At 70.9% G+C, this 19,407-nt stretch carries 16 protein-coding genes; 13 read left to right on the forward strand and 3 right to left on the reverse strand.

Translation table 11 applies throughout. The features are described 5' to 3' along the window. Window positions 1–14: 14 nt before the first annotated feature. The gene (locus H4687_RS30675; protein ID WP_046918625.1) at window positions 15–1,805 is read right to left on the reverse strand and encodes an ABC transporter substrate-binding protein; all 1,791 of its coding nucleotides are present in this window, start codon (window positions 1,803–1,805) and stop codon (window positions 15–17) included. Between the two features lie 76 nt (window positions 1,806–1,881). Beyond that, on the reverse strand, window positions 1,882–2,898 hold the full coding sequence (locus H4687_RS30680) for an ABC transporter permease (protein WP_046918626.1): 1,017 nt from the start codon (window positions 2,896–2,898) through the stop codon (window positions 1,882–1,884). Window positions 2,899–3,332: 434 nt separating this feature from the next. Between H4687_RS30680 and H4687_RS30685 the strand changes: the two genes are divergently transcribed. From H4687_RS30685 to H4687_RS30705, 5 genes are read left to right on the forward strand one after another with little or no spacing between them, the layout of a single operon-like run. Then, window positions 3,333–4,979 carry a peptide ABC transporter substrate-binding protein gene (locus tag H4687_RS30685; RefSeq protein ID WP_097249415.1) on the forward strand — a complete coding sequence of 549 codons (1,647 nt, stop codon included), beginning with the start codon at window positions 3,333–3,335 and terminating at the stop codon, window positions 4,977–4,979. Between the two features lie 6 nt (window positions 4,980–4,985). Next, window positions 4,986–5,909, forward strand: a complete 924-nt coding sequence (locus H4687_RS30690) for an ABC transporter permease (RefSeq protein WP_046915584.1) — start codon at window positions 4,986–4,988, stop codon at window positions 5,907–5,909. Then, a complete protein-coding gene (locus H4687_RS30695) occupies window positions 5,902–6,918 on the forward strand; it encodes an ABC transporter permease (RefSeq protein ID WP_046915583.1) in 1,017 nt (338 codons plus the stop codon). Before H4687_RS30690 ends, H4687_RS30695 begins: the two co-directional genes overlap by 8 nt. 9 nt (window positions 6,919–6,927) lie before the next feature. Further along, complete coding sequence (locus tag H4687_RS30700; protein ID WP_046915582.1) at window positions 6,928–7,923, forward strand: ABC transporter ATP-binding protein; 996 nt, start codon at window positions 6,928–6,930, stop codon at window positions 7,921–7,923. Continuing rightward, on the forward strand, window positions 7,904–9,019 hold the full coding sequence (locus H4687_RS30705; protein ID WP_046915581.1) for an ABC transporter ATP-binding protein: 1,116 nt from the start codon (window positions 7,904–7,906) through the stop codon (window positions 9,017–9,019). The genes H4687_RS30700 and H4687_RS30705 overlap by 20 nt, the downstream gene beginning before the upstream one ends. Window positions 9,020–9,195: 176 nt before the next feature. On the opposite strand, the gene H4687_RS30710 is transcribed toward H4687_RS30705, so the two are convergent. Beyond that, window positions 9,196–11,352: a prolyl oligopeptidase family serine peptidase gene (locus tag H4687_RS30710; protein WP_046915580.1), complete on the reverse strand. Its 2,157-nt coding sequence runs from the start codon at window positions 11,350–11,352 to the stop codon at window positions 9,196–9,198. Window positions 11,353–11,576: 224 nt separating this feature from the next. On the opposite strand from H4687_RS30710, the gene H4687_RS30715 reads away from it, so the two are divergent. From H4687_RS30715 to H4687_RS30750, 8 genes are all read left to right on the forward strand, one after another. Next, window positions 11,577–11,771 (forward strand): hypothetical protein, encoded by a 195-nt coding sequence (locus tag H4687_RS30715; protein ID WP_005480627.1) that lies wholly within the window; start codon window positions 11,577–11,579, stop codon window positions 11,769–11,771. A 124-nt stretch (window positions 11,772–11,895) separates the two neighbouring features. Next, on the forward strand, window positions 11,896–12,885 hold the full coding sequence (mshB, locus tag H4687_RS30720; RefSeq protein ID WP_179860018.1) for an N-acetyl-1-D-myo-inositol-2-amino-2-deoxy-alpha-D-glucopyranoside deacetylase: 990 nt from the start codon (window positions 11,896–11,898) through the stop codon (window positions 12,883–12,885). Between the two features lie 64 nt (window positions 12,886–12,949). After that, on the forward strand, window positions 12,950–13,381 hold the full coding sequence (locus tag H4687_RS30725) for a DUF6113 family protein (RefSeq protein WP_046915578.1): 432 nt from the start codon (window positions 12,950–12,952) through the stop codon (window positions 13,379–13,381). A gap of 159 nt (window positions 13,382–13,540) precedes the next feature. Beyond that, the gene (locus H4687_RS30730; protein WP_192781738.1) at window positions 13,541–15,712 is read left to right on the forward strand and encodes a hypothetical protein; all 2,172 of its coding nucleotides are present in this window, start codon (window positions 13,541–13,543) and stop codon (window positions 15,710–15,712) included. A gap of 163 nt (window positions 15,713–15,875) precedes the next feature. After that, window positions 15,876–16,829 carry an ABC transporter ATP-binding protein gene (locus tag H4687_RS30735; RefSeq protein ID WP_373560618.1) on the forward strand — a complete coding sequence of 318 codons (954 nt, stop codon included), beginning with the start codon at window positions 15,876–15,878 and terminating at the stop codon, window positions 16,827–16,829. Continuing rightward, window positions 16,826–17,566 (forward strand): ABC transporter permease, encoded by a 741-nt coding sequence (locus H4687_RS30740; RefSeq protein ID WP_046915575.1) that lies wholly within the window; start codon window positions 16,826–16,828, stop codon window positions 17,564–17,566. Before H4687_RS30735 ends, H4687_RS30740 begins: the two co-directional genes overlap by 4 nt. Next, window positions 17,563–18,765 (forward strand): sensor histidine kinase, encoded by a 1,203-nt coding sequence (locus H4687_RS30745; protein WP_046915574.1) that lies wholly within the window; start codon window positions 17,563–17,565, stop codon window positions 18,763–18,765. The genes H4687_RS30740 and H4687_RS30745 overlap by 4 nt, the downstream gene beginning before the upstream one ends. Beyond that, on the forward strand, window positions 18,762–19,376 hold the full coding sequence (locus H4687_RS30750) for a response regulator transcription factor (RefSeq protein ID WP_046915573.1): 615 nt from the start codon (window positions 18,762–18,764) through the stop codon (window positions 19,374–19,376). The genes H4687_RS30745 and H4687_RS30750 overlap by 4 nt, the downstream gene beginning before the upstream one ends. The last annotated feature ends 31 nt before the right edge of the window (window positions 19,377–19,407 follow it).

Consider the following 19,407-nt stretch of genomic DNA (forward strand, 5'->3'; position numbering starts at 1 on the left):
GGTCCCGGTCCGGTTCAGGCCTTGGCGTACAGCTTGTGGATGAGGAACGCCGAGAACAGCGGGTCGAACTGGGCGCCGCCCACCTTGGACCCGTACAGGTAGTACCGCCGCTGGTAGGTCTCCGGGATGATCGGCGCCTCCTTCGCCATGATCGACTTGTCCAGCGCGGCCCAGGCCGCGTTCTCCTTCGCGGTGTCGGTGACGGCCGCGTCCTTCTTGATCGCCGTGTTGACCCAGCCCACGTTCAGCTGGGAGACGTTGGGGGCGTTGTCCGCGATCGTGGTGCCGTCGAAGAGCGGCTGGAGGAGGGTGTAGGCGGCGGGCCAGTCCGGTGACCAGCCGTACCACATCACGTCGAACTGGTTGTCGATCTGGCCGACCTGGTCGTAGTAGCTCGTCGACTCCACGGGCTTGACCACCGGGTCGAAGCCCGCCTCCTTCAGGGCGTTGGCGATGACGACCTTGGTCTTCTCGTAGGCGTCGTTGCCGCCCTGCGGATACGTGTAGACGATCTTCTGGCCGAGCTTGCCGGCCTCCTTCAGCAGGGACTTCGCCTTCGCCGTGTCGCCGCGCGGGTTCTTCAGCTTGCCGTAGACGTCGAACTTCACCCGGCCCGCGATGTCCGGGCTGAGGATGGTGGTCGCGTAGTCGCCGGCCGACGGGCCGCCGTAGATGGAACGGATCTGCTCCAGCGGCCAGGCGTAGTTGAGGGCCTGGCGGACCCGGACGTCCTTGATGCGGCGGCAGTTGATGGCGTAGTAGTACAGGCCGGTCAGCAGGCCGTCGATGGTGCGGGACTCCAGGGCGGAGTCGCTGATCACCTTCTGGATGCGCTCGGCCGGCACCCCGCTGTACGCCATGACCGCGTACCGGTCCGTCCCCGAGTCGGCGATCAGCCGGTCGGTGGCCGGCAGGGCCTCGGGGCCGAACTCGAAGACGACGGAGTCCGGGTAGGCGTTGCGGATCGGGTCGGTCGCCGGGTCCCAGTGGGTGTTGCGCACCAGGGTCAGGGACTTGTCGACGGAGTGCTGCCTGATCCGGTACGGGCCGCAGGAGACGGGGTCCTTGTCGTACTTCTCCTTGCTGTCGTGCGCGACCGGCACGGCACCGTAGGAGTGCATCGCCAGTGCCCAGTTGAGGTCGGGGCGGGCCGTCTTCAGGTGGAAGGTGACGGTCTTCCTCGCGGTGTCCGTGACGACGGAGGAGAGGTGCTTGCCGCCGTACGGGCCCTTGTAGACCGACCGGAAGTCGTTCGAGCCGGTGAGCCAGGTCTGGACGTAGGTGGCGCCCTCGGTGGTGAAGCTCGCGAAGCCGCGCTCGATGCCGTGGCGTACGTCGTCGACGGTCAGCTCGCTGCCGTCCTCCCACTTCAGGCCGTCCTTGAGGGTGAACGTCCAGGTCCTGCCGCCGTCCGTCATGGTGCCGGTGTCGGTGGCGAGGTCGCCGACGAGCCTCATCGAGCCGTCGGAGGCGATCTTGTAGCCGGTGAGGCAGCGGACGTAGAGGTTCGCGACCGTGGAGTTCCAGGCGAAGTAGATCCGCTGCGGGTCCAGGTGCGAGAAGTCGTCCGGGCCGATCGGGCGGATCGTGCCGCCCTTGCGCGCACCCGGGACCTTCGGCGCGGGGCCGGTGGAGTCCGCCGCGGTGCCCACGGTGACCTTGGCGTACGTGGCGCCGGAGCCGGAGGCCGCGCCGCCACCCGCCGTACCGCCCCCGCCGCCGCTGCTGCACGCACTGAGGACGAGGGCGCCGCCGGCCGTCGCGACCGAGCTTGCGATGACGAAGTTTCTGCGGGAGAGCGACATGGGTGTCCTGCCTGAATCAGGGAGAGGGGTTTCGTGAGAAGGGGGAGGAGGGTGGGGCGGGCCTCCGCGGAGGGGTTCAGCGTCTGGTCTTCGGGTCGAGCGCGTCGCGGACCGAGTCGCCGAGGAGGTTGAAGGCGATCACGAAGATCACCATCGAGAGGCCGGGGAAGAGCATGTAGGTGATGTCGCTCTGGTAGACCTGCGCGCCGCGCTGGATCATCACGCCCCAGTCGGGGGTGGGGTCGCTGAGGCCGACGCCGAGGAAGGCGAGGGCCGCCTCCGTGGTGACGTACATGGGCAGCGCGAGGGTCGCCTGGATGAGGACCGGGGTCCACAGGTTGGGGAGCAGTTCCCGGAAGACGATCCGGGCGGCGGAGGCGCCGGTGACCTTGGCGGCCTCCACGAACTCCCGCTCGCGCAGGGCCAGTACCTCGCCGCGCAGCAGCCGCGCGATGGGCGCCCAGCCGAACGCGGTCATCACCGAGATCAGGCTCACGACCGTCAGCCAGGTCGGGGTGTTCTCGTCGGGCGGCACCAGGATCGAGATGAGCACCGGCCACATGGCGATGAAGAAGAGGGTGGAGGGGAAGGCCAGCAGGATGTCGACGATCCGGCCCACGAAGCTGTCGACGCGGCCGCCGAGATAGCCGGCCGTCACGCCGACCACGATGCCGAGGCCGGTGACCAGCAGGGTCGTCACCGTGGCGATCAGCAGCGAGTTGCGGATGCCGTAGAGGAGGAGGGTGAAGACGTCCCGGCCCAGCTGCGGCTCGATGCCGAACCAGAAGTCGCCGCTGACCCCGCCGTTCGGTGCGACCGGGAAACCGAACTGGTTCAGCAGGCCGGGCTGGTTCTGGCCGTACGTCGTGTACGGGTTCCTGCCGTAGAGCTTCGCGATCAGGGGGGCGGCGATCGCGGCGGTGAAGAACAGCAGCACGATGTACGCCGATACGGTGCCGGCGCGGTCGCGGCGGAAGCGGCGCCAGGCGATGCGGCCGGGTGAGCTGGTGCCGTGGCCTCCGGCGGGGCGGGGCGGGGTGGTGGGCGGCGCCTCGAAGGGTGCGGCCGTCGTGGATGCGGGCGAGGTCCCCATGACGTGACCCTTCAACTCGTCCGCGGCCGGGGTCAATGCGTTGCCGGTGCCCTTGACCAAGGGGAGGGTGATTGCCGAACCCGCTCTTACTGGGTGGAGGCTGCTCTTACCGGGTCCTCGGGGTTTCCTGGCTTTCGCGGTGGGGTGGGGTGGGGTGGGGTGGGGCGGGGCTCGGGGCTCGGGGTGCCTGGGTTCGTCGGCGGGTGCGCGACCAGCCCCCACCGAACCCGCACCCGACAACGCACCCATCCCGCCCGAACGCACCCGCACCCGACCCGCCCGCCCGCCCGCCCGAACGCACCCACCCCCAACAACGCACCCACCCCCACAACCACAACCCACCCCCCAACCCCCATCCGGCCCCCTCAGACATGCACCCTCCCCCACCCCGGCCGATATTGGCCGGTAACGGATCACTCACGAGGAGGCACCCCATGCGCGGAGCCACGCACGCTCGATGGATCGCCGGCGCGGCCGCGGTGGCTCTCACCGCGACCGCGTGCGGGGGCGGGGACGACAGCAGTGGCGGCAGCAGCGGCAGCGGTGACACCGGCGCCGTGCTCAGCTCCTCGTGGGGCGACCCGCAGAACCCCCTGGAGCCGGCCAACACCAACGAGGTGCAGGGCGGCAAGGTGCTGTCGATGATCTTCCGGGGGCTGAAGCAGTACGACCCCAAGACCGGCGAGGCCGAGGACATGCTCGCCGAGAAGATCGAGACGACCGACTCGCAGAACTTCACCATCACCGTCAAGGACGGCTGGACCTTCAGCAACGGCGAGAAGGTCACCGCCAAGTCCTTCGTGGACGCCTGGAACTACGGGGCGAGCCTGAAGAACAACCAGAAGAACGCGTACTTCTTCGAGTACATCCAGGGCTACGACAAGACGCACCCCGACGACGGCAGCAAGCAGACCGCCGACACCCTCTCCGGGCTGAAGGTCACCGACGAGAACACCTTCACCGTCAAGCTCACCCAGAAGTTCTCGACCTTCCCCGACACCCTCGGCTACAACGCCTACGCCCCGCTCCCGCAGTCGTTCTTCACCGACCACGACGCCTGGCTCGCCAAGCCCGTCGGCAACGGCCCGTACGCCGTCGACTCGTACACCAAGGGCTCCCAGCTGTCGGTCCGCAAGTGGGACGACTACCCCGGCGAGGACAAGGCGCAGAACGGCGGCGTGGACCTGAAGGTCTACACCGACAACAACACCGCCTACACCGACCTGATGGCGGGCAACCTCGACCTCGTCGACGACGTCCCCGCCGCCCAGCTGAAGAACGTCAAGGCCGACCTCGGCGACCGGTACATCAACACCCCGGCCGGCATCATCCAGACCCTGTCCTTCCCGTTCTACGACGCGGACTGGAACAAGGACGGCTCGGAGAAGGTCCGCCAGGGGCTGTCCCGGGCCATCGACCGCGACCAGATCACCGACACCATCTTCCAGAAGACCCGCACCCCCGCCACCGACTGGACCTCCCCGGTCCTCGGTGAGGAGGGCGGCTACAAGAAGGGGCTGTGCGGGGACGCCTGCGAGTACGACGCGGACGCGGCCAAGAAGCTGATCAAGGAGGGCGGCGGCCTCCCCGGCGGCCAGGTCAAGATCACGTACAACGCGGACACCGGCTCCCACAAGCAGTGGGTCGACGCCGTCTGCAACTCCATCAACAACGCCCTCGACAACGACAAGGCGTGCGTCGGCAACCCGGTCGGCACCTTCGCCGACTACCGCAACCAGATCACCCAGCGGAAGATGAGCGGCCCGTTCCGGGCCGGCTGGCAGATGGACTACCCGCTCATCCAGAACTTCCTGCAGCCGCTCTACTACACCAACGCCTCCTCCAACGACGGCAAGTGGTCCAACGCCGACTTCGACAAGCTCGTCGACGAGGCCAACGCCGAGTCGGACACGGCGAAGGCCGTGGAGACGTTCCAGAAGGCCGAGGAGGTCGTCCGGGACAACATGGCCGCCATCCCGCTCTGGTACCAGAACGGCAGCGCGGGCTACTCGGCGCGGCTGTCCGATGTCTCCCTGAACCCGTTCAGCGTGCCGGTGTACGACCAGATCAAGGTCGGCTGATCCTCCGTGGGACGGTACGTCGTCCGGCGCCTGCTCCAGATGATCCCGGTCTTCGTGGGCGCCACCCTCCTGATCTTCCTGATGGTGAACGTGATGGGCGACCCCATCGCGGGCCTCTGCGGCGACCGGGAGTGCAGTCCGGCGACGGCCGCCCAGCTGCGTCACGAGTTCGGCCTCGACCAGCCCGTCTGGCAGCAGTACCTGACCTACATGGGGAACGTCTTCACCGGCGACTTCGGCACCGCGTTCAACGGGCAGGAGGTCACCGAGCTGATGGCCTCCGCCTTCCCGGTCACCATCCGGCTGACGATCGTCGCGATCCTCTTCGAGATCGTCATCGGCGTCACCCTCGGTGTCGTCACCGGCCTGCGGCGCGGGCGGCCCGTCGACACCGGGGCGCTGGTGGTCACCCTGGTCGTCATCTCCGTCCCCACCTTCGTCACCGGTCTTCTGCTGCAACTGCTGCTCGGTGTGGAGTGGGGCTGGATCAGTCCCTCGGTCTCCTCCGACGCGCCCTTCGGCGAACTGATCGTCCCCGGGCTCGTCCTCGCCTCCGTCTCCCTCGCCTACGTCACCCGTCTGACCCGGACGTCCATCGCGGAGAACGCCCGCGCCGACTACGTCCGCACCGCCGTCGCCAAGGGACTGCCCCGGCACCGGGTGATCCGCAAACACCTGCTGCGGAACTCCCTGATCCCCGTGGTCACCTTCATCGGCACCGACATCGGTGCCCTCATGGGCGGCGCGATCGTCACCGAGCGGATCTTCAACATCCACGGCGTCGGCTACCAGCTCTACCAGGGCATCCTCCGCCAGAACACCCAGACCGTCGTCGGCTTCGTGACCGTCCTCGTCCTGGTGTTCCTGCTCGCCAACCTGCTCGTCGACCTCCTCTACGCCGTACTCGACCCGAGGATCCGCTATGCCTGAGCCGCTGCCCGAGGAGCCGCACGTGTCGGGCGGCCAGCGCGCCCCCGAGGGCGGGGCGATCGCCGCGACCGGGCAGGACGGCACGATGGACCTGGCCACCACCGAGGGGGAGACCCTGGAGAAGCGACTGGGCGACGGTCCGGCCGGCGGCGGTCCGGACGACAAGGCCCGCAGCCTCTGGTCCGACGCCTGGCGCGACCTGCGGCGCAACCCCGTCTTCATCATCTCGGCGCTGGTGATCCTCTTCCTGGTCGTCATCTCCCTGTGGCCGTCGCTGATCGCCTCCGGCAACCCGCTCAAGTGCGACCTCTCCAAGGCCCAGGAGGGCGCGCAGCCCGGCCACCCCTTCGGCTACGACGGCCAGGGCTGTGACGTGTACACCCGGACCGTCTACGGGGCGCGGATCTCCATCTCCGTCGGCGTCTGCGCCACGCTCGGTGTCGCGCTGCTCGGGTCGGTGCTCGGCGGGCTCGCCGGGTTCTTCGGCGGCCACCCGGACTCGTTCCTGTCCCGGATCACCGACGTCTTCTTCGCGATCCCGGTGGTGCTCGGCGGCCTGGTGCTGCTCTCCGTGGTCACCAGCAACTCCATCTGGCCGGTGATCGGCTTCATGGTGCTGCTGGGCTGGCCGCAGATCTCCCGCATCGCCCGCGGCTCGGTCATCACGGCCAAACAGAACGACTACGTCCAGGCCGCCCGCGCCCTGGGCGCCTCCAACTCCCGCATGCTGCTGCGGCACATCACCCCGAACGCCGTCGCCCCGGTCATCGTCGTGGCCACCATCGCGCTGGGCACCTACATCGCCCTGGAGGCGACCCTCTCCTACCTGGGCGTCGGCCTGAAACCGCCCAGCGTCTCCTGGGGCATCGACATCTCCGCCGCCTCCCCGTACATCCGCAACGCCCCGCACGCCCTGCTGTGGCCCTCGGGAGCGCTGGCGATCACCGTCCTGGCGTTCATCATGCTCGGCGACGCGGTCCGCGACGCCCTCGACCCGAAGCTGAGGTGAACCGCCGTCATGCTGCTCGAAGTGCGTGATCTGCACGTGGAGTTCCGGACGCGGGACGGGGTCGCCAAGGCGGTCAACGGGGTCGACTACGGGGTGGACGAGGGGCAGACGCTGGCCGTGCTCGGGGAGTCCGGCTCGGGGAAGTCGGTCACCGCGCAGGCGATCATGGGCATCCTCGACATGCCGCCGGGGAGGATCACCGGCGGCGAGATCCTCTTCAAGGGCCAGGACCTGCTGAAGCTCAAGGAGGACGAGCGCCGGAAGATCCGGGGCGCCGAGATGGCGATGATCTTCCAGGACGCGCTGTCGTCCCTCAACCCCGTCCTCTCCGTCGGCGACCAGCTCGGCGAGATGTTCGTCGTCCACCGGGGCATGACGAAGAAGGACGCCCGCGCCAGAGCCGTGGAGCTGATGGACCGCGTCCGCATCCCGGCCGCGAGGGAACGCGTACGGGACTACCCGCACCAGTTCTCGGGCGGCATGCGCCAGCGCATCATGATCGCCATGGCGCTGGCCCTCGAACCCGCGCTGATCATCGCCGACGAGCCCACGACCGCGCTGGACGTCACGGTCCAGGCCCAGGTCATGGACCTCCTCGCCGAACTGCAGCGCGAACTCCGCATGGGACTGGTCCTCATCACCCACGACCTCGGAGTCGTCGCCGACGTCGCCGACCGCATCGCCGTGATGTACGCGGGCCGCATCGTGGAGTCCGCCCCGGTCCACGACATCTACAAGGCCCCGGCGCACCCGTACACCCGGGGCCTGCTCGACTCCATCCCCCGCCTGGACCAGAAGGGCCAGGAGCTGTACGCGATCAAGGGCCTGCCGCCCAACCTGATGAACATCCCGCCCGGCTGCGCCTTCAACCCCCGCTGCCCGATGGCCCGCGACGTGTGCCGCACCGACGTGCCCCCGCTGTACGACGTGGAGCCGGCGGACGGGATCCGGACGAGCGCCTGCCACTTCTGGAGGGAGTGCCTCGATGACCACCACCACGGCTGAGGCCGAACCGATCCTGGAGGTCAGCGGCCTGGTCAAGCACTACCCGCTCACCGAGGGCGTCCTCTTCAAGAAGCAGGTCGGCGCCGTGAAGGCGGTCGACGGCGTCGACTTCGCGCTCGGCCGGGGCGAGACCCTCGGCATCGTCGGCGAGTCCGGCTGCGGCAAGTCCACGGTCGCCAAGATGCTGGTCCACTTGGAACGGCCCACCGCCGGCACGATCCGCTACAAGGGCGAGGACGTCACCAAGCTGTCCGGCAAGGCCCTCAAGACCGTCCGCCGCAACATCCAGATGGTGTTCCAGGACCCGTACACCTCCCTCAACCCCCGCATGACCGTGGGCGACATCATCGGGGAGCCGTACGACATCCACCCCGAGGTCGCGCCCAAGGGCGACCGCCGCCGCCGGGTGCAGGAACTTCTCGACGTGGTCGGCCTCAACCCCGAGTACATCAACCGCTACCCGCACCAGTTCTCCGGCGGCCAGCGCCAACGCATCGGCATCGCGCGCGGGTTGGCGCTCCGTCCCGAGGTCATCGTCGCCGACGAGCCCGTCTCCGCCCTCGACGTCTCCGTCCAGGCCCAGGTCATCAACCTGCTGGACCGGCTCCAGGGCGAGTTCGGACTGAGTTACGTGTTCATCGCGCACGATCTGTCGATCGTGCGGCACATCTCCGACCGGGTCGGCGTGATGTACCTCGGGCGGATCGTGGAGATCGGCCGCGACGCCGAGATCTACGACCACCCGACGCATCCCTACACCCAGGCGCTGCTGTCCGCCGTGCCCGTCCCGGACCCCGAGGCCCGCGAGCACCGGGAGCGGATCATCCTGTTCGGGGACGTGCCCTCCCCGACGAACATCCCCTCGGGCTGCCGCTTCCGCACCCGCTGCTGGAAGGCCCGCGAGCGGTGCGCGCTGGAGGTGCCGCTGCTCGCGGTCCCGGCCGAGTTCCGGCTCACCAGCGGCCCGGCGGCCCATGACTCGGCCTGCCACTTCGCTGAGGAGAAGCGGGTGGTGCCGCCCGAGGAAGCGACGGAGGATTCCGCGGGGGAATCCACGGGGGAATCGACGGATGATCATGTGAATGAGGCGGAATAAGCCTACAAATCAACACCAACCGCGTTAACACACAGGCAACTTGACCGACCCCGTTCCGATATACGGACGCGGGAATCTACTACGCGTACGGCCGTGCGGGTGCCGTAAACGGGCCGGGGCTCGCCATGTAGCCCCGGCCCGTTGCCGTGCCCGGCCGCCGTATCGGGCCGCCGCGCCTACGCCGGTCCCAGCGAGCGCTTCAGGAAGTCCACCTGGAGCAGCAGCAGGTTCTCCGCGACCTGTTCCTGCGGGGTGATGTGGGTGACCCCGGAGAGTGGCAGGACCTCGTGGGGGCGGCCGGCGGCGAGGAGCGCGGAGGACAGACGCAGGGCGTGGGCGAAGACCACGTTGTCGTCGGCGGTGCCGTGCACGATCATCAGCGGGCGGTGCGGCTCGGCGGGTGCGGACAGCCCCTCGCCCGTGATCAGCGAACTCTTGGCGTACGCGGCCGGGTCCGCCGCCGGATCGCCCAGGTACCGCTCGGTGTAGTGCGTGTCGTACAGCCGCCAGTCGGTGACCGGGGCGCCCGCGATCCCCGCGTGGAACACGTCCGGGCGGCGCAGCACCGCGAGGGCCGCCAGCCAGCCGCCGTAGGACCAGCCGCGGATCGCCACCCGGGACAGATCCAGCGGGTGCGAGGTCGCCAGGTCGTGCAGCGCGTCCACCTGGTCGTCCAGGGAGAGCGTGAAGTCGCCGTCGATCGCCTTCTCCCAGGCGGGGGAACGGCCGGGGGTGCCGCGCCCGTCGGCGACCACCACCGCGAAGCCCTGGTCGGCGAACCACTGCGAGGTGAGGTGCGCGTTGTGCGCGGCGAGCACCCGGGGGCCGTGCGGTCCGCCGTAGGGGTCCATGAGCACCGGCAGGGGGGTGACCCCGTCGTAGTCCCTCGGCATAAGCAGGGCGCACGGTACGCGACGTGCGCCCCCCTGTGTGAACCGTACGCGCGGGGACATACCGGGATCTTCCGCAAAGGACGCCACGGTCGCCACCCTCCCCCAGCCTCCGGCCGGGGGGACCCTCATCCCCCTTCGGTCGCCGTCCCGCAGTACCTGCACGCGGGTGCCCGCCCGGTCCGGAACGGCCGAGACCAGCACGGTGACGCCCCCGGCGCGCACCGCCGAGTGCACGCCGGGCTCCTGCGAGACGCGCTCCACGCCCAGCTCGTTCACGCGGTAGACGTGGATCTCCCCGGTCTCCGGGTCGGCCGCCGACGCGCCGGCCGACGCGGAGACCAGCACGTCGGCGTCGGCCACGTCGAGCACCGCGCGGACGTGCAACTGCGGTCCCGTCAGCGGGCGTTCGCCGACCGCGAGCACCCGCGCGCCGCCCTCGTCCGCGACACGCACGAGCTGCCCCGACGGACTCCACGAGGGCACCCCGGGGAAAAGATCAAGCCAATGTGGATCTTCGTCGGCGTGCACCATCCGGGTCGCCCCCGTGTCCGGGTCGACGGCCAGGAACAGCTGGCCGCACTGGTCCCGCGCCTGCACCAGGATCAGCGGGGCACCCGCCGCTGACCAGTGCACATGCGCCAGGTACGGGTAGCGCACCCGGTCCCACACGACCTCCGTGCGGGTCCCGGAGAGGTCGATCACGAAGAGGCGTACGTCCGCGTTGGCGGTGCCGGCGGCCGGATACGCCACCCGCTGCGGGTCCCGTTCCGGCTGCGCGGGGTCCGAGATCCACCAGCGGCGCACCGGCGTGTCGTCCACGCGCGCCACCAGCAGGCGGTCCGACTCGGGCGCCCACCAGAAGCCGCGCGAGCGGCCCATCTCCTCGGCCGCGATGAACTCCGCCAGACCGTGGGTGACGTTCTCCGACTCCTCCTCGGTGAGCGCCACGTCGTCGCCGCTCTGCGTCCCCACGACCCGCAGCGCGCCCCGGGCGACGTACGCCACGTACCGGCCGTCGGGGGAGGGGCGGGGGTCGATCACCGGGCCGGGAACGTCCAGTTCACGGGCTGTGCCGGCCCGCAGCTCGGCCACGAAAAGCCGCCCCGACAAGGCGAAGGAGGCCAACTCCACGGCCGCGTCGGTGGCGTGGCCGACGATCCCGGCGCCGCCCTCACGCAGCCGCTCGCGGCGTGCGCGCTCCTCGGCCGACAACTCCTCCGAGGAGCCGGCGAGCAGCGTGCCCGGGTCGGCCGCGACGCGCTCCTCGCCGTCCGCGAGGTCCAGAACCCACAGCTTCTGGGCCCGGTCGGTGCCGGACGAGGACCGAAGGAACACGACACGAGAACCGTCCGGCGCGACGGAGAACGCCCGTGGCGCGCCGAGGGTGAAACGTTGTGTCCGGGCGTGTCGGCGGGGAAAGGACTCGGGCTGGGTCGTCATGCTCCGACCATATTGGCCATGCGCCCCCTTGTGCGGCCGTGCGCCGATCGATGCGCGCGTATGGATAGTTATGATCACTACCGCTGGGTGGGTATGAACCTGCTGGCCGCTGTACGGATTCACAACTGCGTCACCCACGTCACCGGTTGACGACGGCTCCGCCGTCAGCCCTCGACAACTGCTTCGCTCCCCAGGTCCCAGGGAACTTTTGGAGGTGAGCCGCCGTGGCACTCTCGATTTCGGCGGTGGTGCTGCTGGCGATCATCGTCTTCATCCTGATCAAGAAGTCAGGGCTGAAGGCACCACACGCGATCATCTGCATCCTGCTCGGGTTCTACCTCGCCTCCTCGACCATCGCGCCGACGATCAGCGAGCTGACGACCAACATCGCGGGCATGATCGGCAGTATCAAGTTCTGACGCCTCCGGCCGCATGGACGCGTCCGGGCCCGTCCCGCCGGGCCCCGGACCCTCGCGGCCGACCGTCCCTGTGAACGGCCGCGCCCGGCACGGGCGCGGTCCGGGCGCCTCGTAGGGTGGGTCCATGACGGATCTGCCCTCCTCCGGCCCCCGGCCGGGGGGAACCCCTTCGCGCGTCGCTCGTCGACTGCTCCTGGTGCACGCGCACCCGGACGACGAGTCGATCAACAACGGCGCGACCATGGCCAGGTACGCGGCCGAGGGGGCGCGGGTGACGCTGGTGACCTGCACCCTCGGCGAGGAGGGCGAGGTCATCCCGCCCGGTCTCGCTCACCTCGCGCCCGACCGAGACGACACGCTGGGCCCGTACCGCGTGGACGAACTGGCCGCGGCCATGAAGGAACTCGGCGTCACCGACCACCGCTTCCTCGGCGGCCCCGGCCGCTACCGCGACTCCGGGATGATGGGCGTCGAACAGAACGAGCGCCCCGGCGCCTTCTGGTCCGCCGACGTCGACGAGGCCGCCGCCCACCTGGTCCGGGTGATCCGCGAGGTCCGCCCCCAGGTCCTCGTCACCTACGACCCGGCCGGCGGGTACGGCCACCCCGACCACATCCAGGCCCACCGCGTCGCCATGCGCGCCGCCGACCTGACCGCGGACCCTGCCTACCGACCCGACCTCGGCGAACCCTGGGAGATCGCCAAGGTCTACTGGAACCGGGTGCCGCGCGGGGTGCTCCTGGAGGGCTTCAGCCGGCTGCGCCGCGACCTCGCCGAGCCCGGACGGCTGCCGTTCCGGCAGGCCGCGAGCGTCACCGACGTGCCCGGAGTGGTGGACGACCACATCGTCACCACCGAGATCGACGGCACCTCCTTCGCGGCAGCGAAGGCCGCCGCGATGCGCGCCCACGCCACCCAGATCGAGGTCGCCGAGCCCTACTTCGCCCTCTCCAACGCGCTGGCCCAGCCCTTCCTGAGCACCGAGTACTACGAGTTGGTGCGCGGCAGACGCGAAGGGGGGAGCCGGGAGAGCGACCTGTTCGAGGGGATTCCCGGTATTTCTTTCGAGGAACGCCAGACTTTCGGGGAACAGCAGAACGGAACGGCCCTGTGATGCGTACGCATGGGTATGACACACGAGTGGTGCGCGCGCACGACCCCCGAGGGGCGGTCCGGCGATGAAGCGGACGGATCGGCCGACGGGCGGGCAAGGCGGCGCGCTCGCCCAGCCATTGACGTTTCCCGCGCCGGCGCGCGCCGCCGCCCACCTGGGACTCTTCGTGCTGGGAGCGGTGGTGGGGGCGGCCGGAGGGCTGCTCCAAGCTGCGTGGTTCCCCGGCGGATTGCTGCTCGCGCTGCTGGGTGCGGCCGGGCTCTTCCTGGGCGGGGCACGGGCGACGGCAAGCCGCGCGGGGGCCGTTGCGCCGGCCGTCGGCTGGATGATCTCCGTCGTCCTGCTGACGTCCACGCGTCCGGAGGGGGACTTCCTGTTCGGCGTGGGAGTCGGCTCGTATCTCTTCCTGCTCGGTGGCATGGCTGTGGCTGTGATGTGCGCCACCCTTGGAGGGGGGCGGCAACCGACCGGGCCCGACGCCCGACTTGGGAAGTGACCACCGCTTCGCCGCGGTACGCGGGTGCGGGTCCGGTGTGGGTTTCCCACGCGGTCGTGGGATACGCGCCGGAAGTGGCCAGTATGGTGGTGCGCGCCGCCGAGCTGCCCGCTGAGTTGAGGTCGTGACGGGCGGCGGAGCAAACCGGGAGAACCTGCCTTGAGTCGTGAAACTGACACTTCGTCCTCCGGGGCCAATGGGCGCGGCAGCACCGCGTACCCGTCGGGGACACCGCCGTACGGCACGCCCATGGCCACCGAGGCCGGTGCCGAGGCGGCCCGGTCGGCCGCCGCCGAGCGCCCGGACGGACCCAGGACCGAGACCACGCTGACCACACGGGTCCGGATCAACATCCCCGGCTCGCGCCCGATCCCGCCGGTCGTCGTCCGCACGCCGGTCGGCGACGGCGAAGGCGCCCCGGACGACACCGGGTCCGAGTCGGAGACCACCGGCACCACCGCCATGCCCGTGTTCACGGACACCCCCGCGCCCGCGCCGGAACCGGCCGCGCCGGGCGACGACAAGCCCACCAGCGACTGGTTCGCGCCGCGCAAGGGCGCCACCCCGGCCAAGGGCACGAGCACCGGCGGCACCAACGGCGCCGGGTTCTCCGTCGGAACGCTCGGCGGCCAGAGCGCCGCCGCGCCGGGCGTCCCCGCCACGGGCCCCCGCCCCGGCGGTACGGGCGGCACGAGCCCGCTGGCCGGCAACTCCGGTGGCACACAGCCCGGTGGTCCGCGCCCCGGCGCGAGCCCGGGCCCCAGGCCCGGCGGGACGAACGGCGCCGGCCTCCCCGGTGCCACCGGCGGTCAGCCCGTCGCTCCCGGCCACGGCGGCGGCACCGGCTCCTTCGACGTCTCGGCCGCGCTGGCCGGCACCAAGCCGGAGCGCGACGACCTGCCGTACTTCTCCGACAACGGCGGCCGCCCCGACGGCCGTCCCGGTCCGGCGGGCCCCACCGGCGGCCCCGTCACCGGTGACAGCCCGCTCGGCCCGCCGCCCGTCCAGGGCGGTCCCGGTGGCCCCGGCTACCAGGGCAACCCCTTCGGCGGCCCCGATGCCGACTTCTCGGCGCCCGGTGCCTCCAGCCCCTACGCCCGCCCCGGTGGCGGCATCAGCGACGACACCGCCGTCCTCACCCCGCAGCGCCAGGCCCCCGAGCCGGGCTACGGCGGCTCCGGCCCCGTCGTCGACAACCCCTCCGGGCACACCCTGACCAGTGGTATCCCGGTCGTGCCCCCCGGCACCCAGGGCACGCCGTTCGGCGCGGACGGCGCCGACGGAGCGGTGCGGCACACCCCGCCGAAGCTGCCCGACCCCGGTCCGCAAGCGAAGACCGCCCCGGCGAAGAACGCGAAGAACACCAAGTCCGCCAAGCCGGCCAAGAAGAAGGGCCGCAGCAAGCTCGGGCTGCTCATCGGCGGTGTGGTCGTCCTCGGCGGCGGTGTCTACGGCGCCGGTCTGCTGATGAACCACTCCGACGTCCCCAAGGGCACCACCGTCCTCGGTGTCGACATCGGCGGCGGCACCCGTGACGAGGCCGTCAACAAGCTCGACGCGGCCTTCGGCAAGCGCACCGTCCAGGCCCTGAAGCTCTCGGTCGACGGCGAGACCGTCTCCCTCACCCCCGACCAGGCCGGACTCCAGTTCGACAAGCAGGCCACGGTCAGCGCCGCCGCCGTGAGCGACTACAACCCCGTCTCGGTGATCGGCTCGCTCTTCGGCCAGCAGCGGGTCGTCTCGCCGGTCATGCCGGTCGACGAGGAGAAGCTGCGGGCCGCGCTGGAGCGCGCGGCCGGGGGCGCCGGCTCGGCGAGCGACGGCACGGTCAAGTACGAGGCCGGCAAGGCCGTCGCCGTCTACGGCAAGGCGGGCAAGGGCATCGCCGTCGGCGAGTCCACCGCCGCCGTCGAGGAGGCCTACCTCACCCAGGTCGAGACCGGCAGCACCACGCCGGTGCGGCTCCCGACCACGGCGAAGGAGCCGTCCGTCGGCAAGGCCGAGGTCGACCGGTTCATGAAGGAGTTCGCAGAGCCGGCCATGTCGGCCAGCGTCACCGTCCAGACGGACCCCGCGCACTCCGTCCTGCTCAGCCCGCAGAACTCCCTGTGGAAGTTCCTCACCGTCAAGGCCGTCGACGGCAAGCTCGTCGACTCCTACGACGAGAAGGCGCTCAAGGATCTCTACGGCGGCGCCTTCGACGGCGTGCTCATCACCCGGGGCAACGGCGAGAAGACCCCGGTCACCGTCGAGGACGTCTACGGCGCCCTCCGCCAGGCCCTGAAGAGCACGACGAACCGTACGGCCACCATCGAGACCGACCCGAGCTAGCCGGTCCGACAGCAGCGCCCAGGGGGCACCCGGCACACGCCGGGTGCCCCCTCGGCGTACACCGGTGCGGCCCGGTCACCCTCCCCGGTATGACTTCTGTCATGCCGGGGTCAGGACCGCCGACACTGCCGCGAGTGCCCCCCGCGCGCCGACGATGGTGCCCATGACGACCACGACGAGGGCCACCGACACCACGGTGGTGGGATTCGACAAGGTGACGAAGGCGTACGGCGACGTCCGGGCCGTGGACGGCCTCACGCTCGCCCTGCACCCGGGGGAGACCGTGGCCCTACTGGGCCCGAACGGCGCCGGCAAGTCCACCACCCTGGACCTCCTGCTCGGCCTGAAGAACGCGGACAGCGGCACGATTCGCGTCTTCGGCACCACCCCGCGCGAGGCGATCGTCGCCGGACGTGTGGGCGCGATGCTGCAGAGCGGCGGTCTGATGGACGAGGTGACGGTCGCCGAGCTGGTCCGGCTCGCCTGCGACCTGCACCCGAGGCCGTACCCGGTCTCCGACGTCCTCGCCCGCTCCGGCATCACCCAGATCGCCGACCGCAAGGTCCACAAGCTCTCCGGCGGCCAGGCCCAGCGCGTCCGCTTCGCCCTCGCCACGGCCGGCGACAGCGACCTCATCGTCCTGGACGAGCCCACCACCGGCATGGACGTCACCGCCCGCCAGGCCTTCTGGGCCACCATGCGCGAACAGGCCGACCAGGGCCGCACCGTCCTCTTCGCCACCCACTACCTCGAAGAGGCCGACGCCATCGCCGACCGGGTGCTCGTGCTGCACCGGGGCCGTCTGCTGGCCGACGGCACGGCCGCCGAGATCAAGGCCAAGGCCGGAGCGCGCAGGATCTCCTTCGACCTGCCCGACGGCGGGGCCGACGAGTCCGCGCTGCGGGCCCTCCCCTTCCTGACCACCCTCACGTTGTCCCACAGCGGCTCCGCAGAGGGGTCCGGCCGTACCGTCCGCATCCAGTCCACCGACGCCGACGCGACCGTCCACGCCCTCTACGGCCTCGGCGTCTACCCCCGCAACCTCGAAGTCACCGGCCTCGGCCTGGAGCAGGCCTTCGTCGCCATCACCGCCGCCGAGGAGGCGAAGACCAGGTGAACAGCCTCATCAAGCTCGAACTCACCCGTGCCCTGCGCAACCGCAAGTCCATGTTCTTCTCGGTGCTCTACCCCTCGCTGCTGTTCCTGCTGATCGCGGGCAGCGCGAGCAGCACCGAGAAACTCGGCGACACCGGGCTGACCCTGCCGACCTACATGATGGTCTCCATGGCCTCCTTCGGCGCCCTGACGGCCGTCCTGATGGGCAACAGCGAGCGCATCGCCAAGGAGCGCGAGGGCGGCTGGGTACGGCAGTTGCGGCTCACCGCGCTGCCGGGGCGCGGCTACGTGTTCGCCAAGACGGCCAGCGCGGCCGTGGTCAGCCTGCCGTCCATCGTGATCGTCTTCCTGGTCGCCGCCGGCGTGAAGGGCGTACGCCTGGACGCCTGGCAGTGGCTCGCCCTCACCGGGGCGATATGGGCCGGCAGTCTCGTCTTCGCCGCCCTCGGCGTCGCCATCGGCTACCTCGCCACCGGGGACGCGGTCCGCCCGATCACCATGATCGTCTACTTCGGCCTGTCGATGCTCGGCGGCCTGTGGATGCCGACCACGACGTTCCCCGGGTGGTTGCAGGACATCGCGAAGTGGGTGCCGACCCACGCGTACGCTGCCCTGGGGCAGGCCATCGAACAGAGCCAGGCCCCGCACGCCAAGGACATCGCCGTCCTGGCCGTCTACTTCGCCCTGTTCGCGGGCGGCGCGGCCTGGCTCTACCGGAAGGACACGCGGAAGGCGTGAGCGGCGTCGGTATCGGGCAGCGCCCGCGGAACGGCAGACAGCGGGCGATCAAGTTCCTCTGGACCGGTATCTGGCTCGCCTATCTGAGCGCCCCCGTCAGCGACCTGCTGCACGGGGGCCACAGCGACGGTGTCGTCGTCCTCGGCTGGATCGGCCTGGTGGCCTTCGTCGCCTGGTACTTCCTCCTGATCTTCCGCACCGGTCGCCGCGACACCAGCCGGACGGTGCTCGGCGCGCTCGCCGTCCTCGCCGCCCAGTCCTCGGTGCTGTCGCTCAGCCTCGGCCGCGAGTGGCTCGTCCTGTTCGTGTACGTGTCGGTCGCGTCCGGCGCGGCCCTCCCGCTGCGGTTCGCCCGCTTCACGATCCCGGCGGTGTCGGCCCTGCTCACGGCCATCGCCTTCGCGGTGCCGGACGGCGAGGCCTATCTCGCCTCCCTGCTCCTGCCGGCCCTCCTCGGCGGCTTCTCCATGACCGGGGTCCGCGAACTGATCCGGACGACGCAGGAACTCCGCGAGGCCAGGGCGACGGTCGCCCAGCTGGCCGCGAACGAGGAGCGACTGCGTCTCGCCCGCGACCTGCACGACCTCCTCGGCCACTCCCTCTCCCTGATCACGCTCAAGAGCGAGCTGGCGGGCCGGATGCTCCCCGGTCAGCCCGAGAAGGCCGCCCAGCAGGTCGCCGACATCGAACAGGTCAGCCGTCAGGCCCTGGTCGACGTCCGCGAGGCCGTCACCGGCTACCGGCGCCCCCGCCTCGGCGCGGAACTGGCGGGCGCCCGGGACGCGTTGACGGCGGCCGGCATCACGGCCGACCTGCCCGCCGACCCCGGCCCCACCCTCGCCGACGCGTCCGAGGACAGCGAGTCCGCCCTCGCCTGGGCACTGCGCGAGGCCGTCACCAACGTCGTACGGCACAGCGGCGCCCACCGCTGCACGGTGGACCTCGTCCGCCGCCAGACCCTCGACGGCCCGCTTCTCGAACTGACCGTCGACGACGACGGAACGGGCGCCCCCGGTGGCCCGGCCGGGAGCCCGGGGGACGCCTCCGGCAGCGGTCTGGCGGGACTCACCGAGCGGCTGGAGAAGGTCGGCGGCACCCTGGAGGCGGGCCGCTCCCGGCACGGCTTCCGCCTGGTGGCCAGGGCCCCTGCCACGCCCCCGGACCCGGACCCGGACCCGGACGTAGGATCCGGCGCATGACGCGCACGATCAAGGTCCTGCTCGCCGAGGACCAGTCCATGGTCCGCGAGGCCCTGGCGGCCCTGCTCGGTCTGGAGGACGACATCGAGGTCGTGGTCCAGGTGGCCCGCGGCGACGAGGTCCTGGCCGCCGCCCGCGCCCACGCCGTCGACGTGGCCCTGCTCGACATCGAGATGCCGGGCGCGACGGGCATCGAGGCGGCCGCCGAGCTGCACCGGGCCCTGCCGGGGGTGAAACTGGTCGTCCTCACCACCTTCGGCCGCCCCGGCTACCTCCGCAGCGCCATGGAGGCCGGCGCCGACGCGTTCCTGGTCAAGGACGCCCCCGCCGCCCAACTCGCGGACGCGGTACGCCGGGTCCTCGCGGGCGACCGGGTCATCGACCCCACGCTCGCCGCGGCGGCCCTGGCCGGGGGAGCGAACCCCCTGACGGACCGGGAACGCGAGGTCCTGCGCGCGGCGGCCGACGGCTCCACGAACGCGGAACTCGCCCGCACCCTCCACCTCTCCCCGGGCACGGTCCGCAACTACCTGTCCACGGCGATACAGAAACTGGCGGTGCGCAACAGGACGGAGGCGGTCAGAACAGCGAGGGAGAAAGGCTGGCTGTGACCGCTCCACCGGCGGACGGGCCCCACCGGCA

Source organism: Streptomyces stelliscabiei (assembly GCF_014873495.1).
In the GTDB taxonomy this organism is placed as follows: Bacteria; Actinomycetota; Actinomycetes; order Streptomycetales; family Streptomycetaceae; genus Streptomyces; species Streptomyces bottropensis.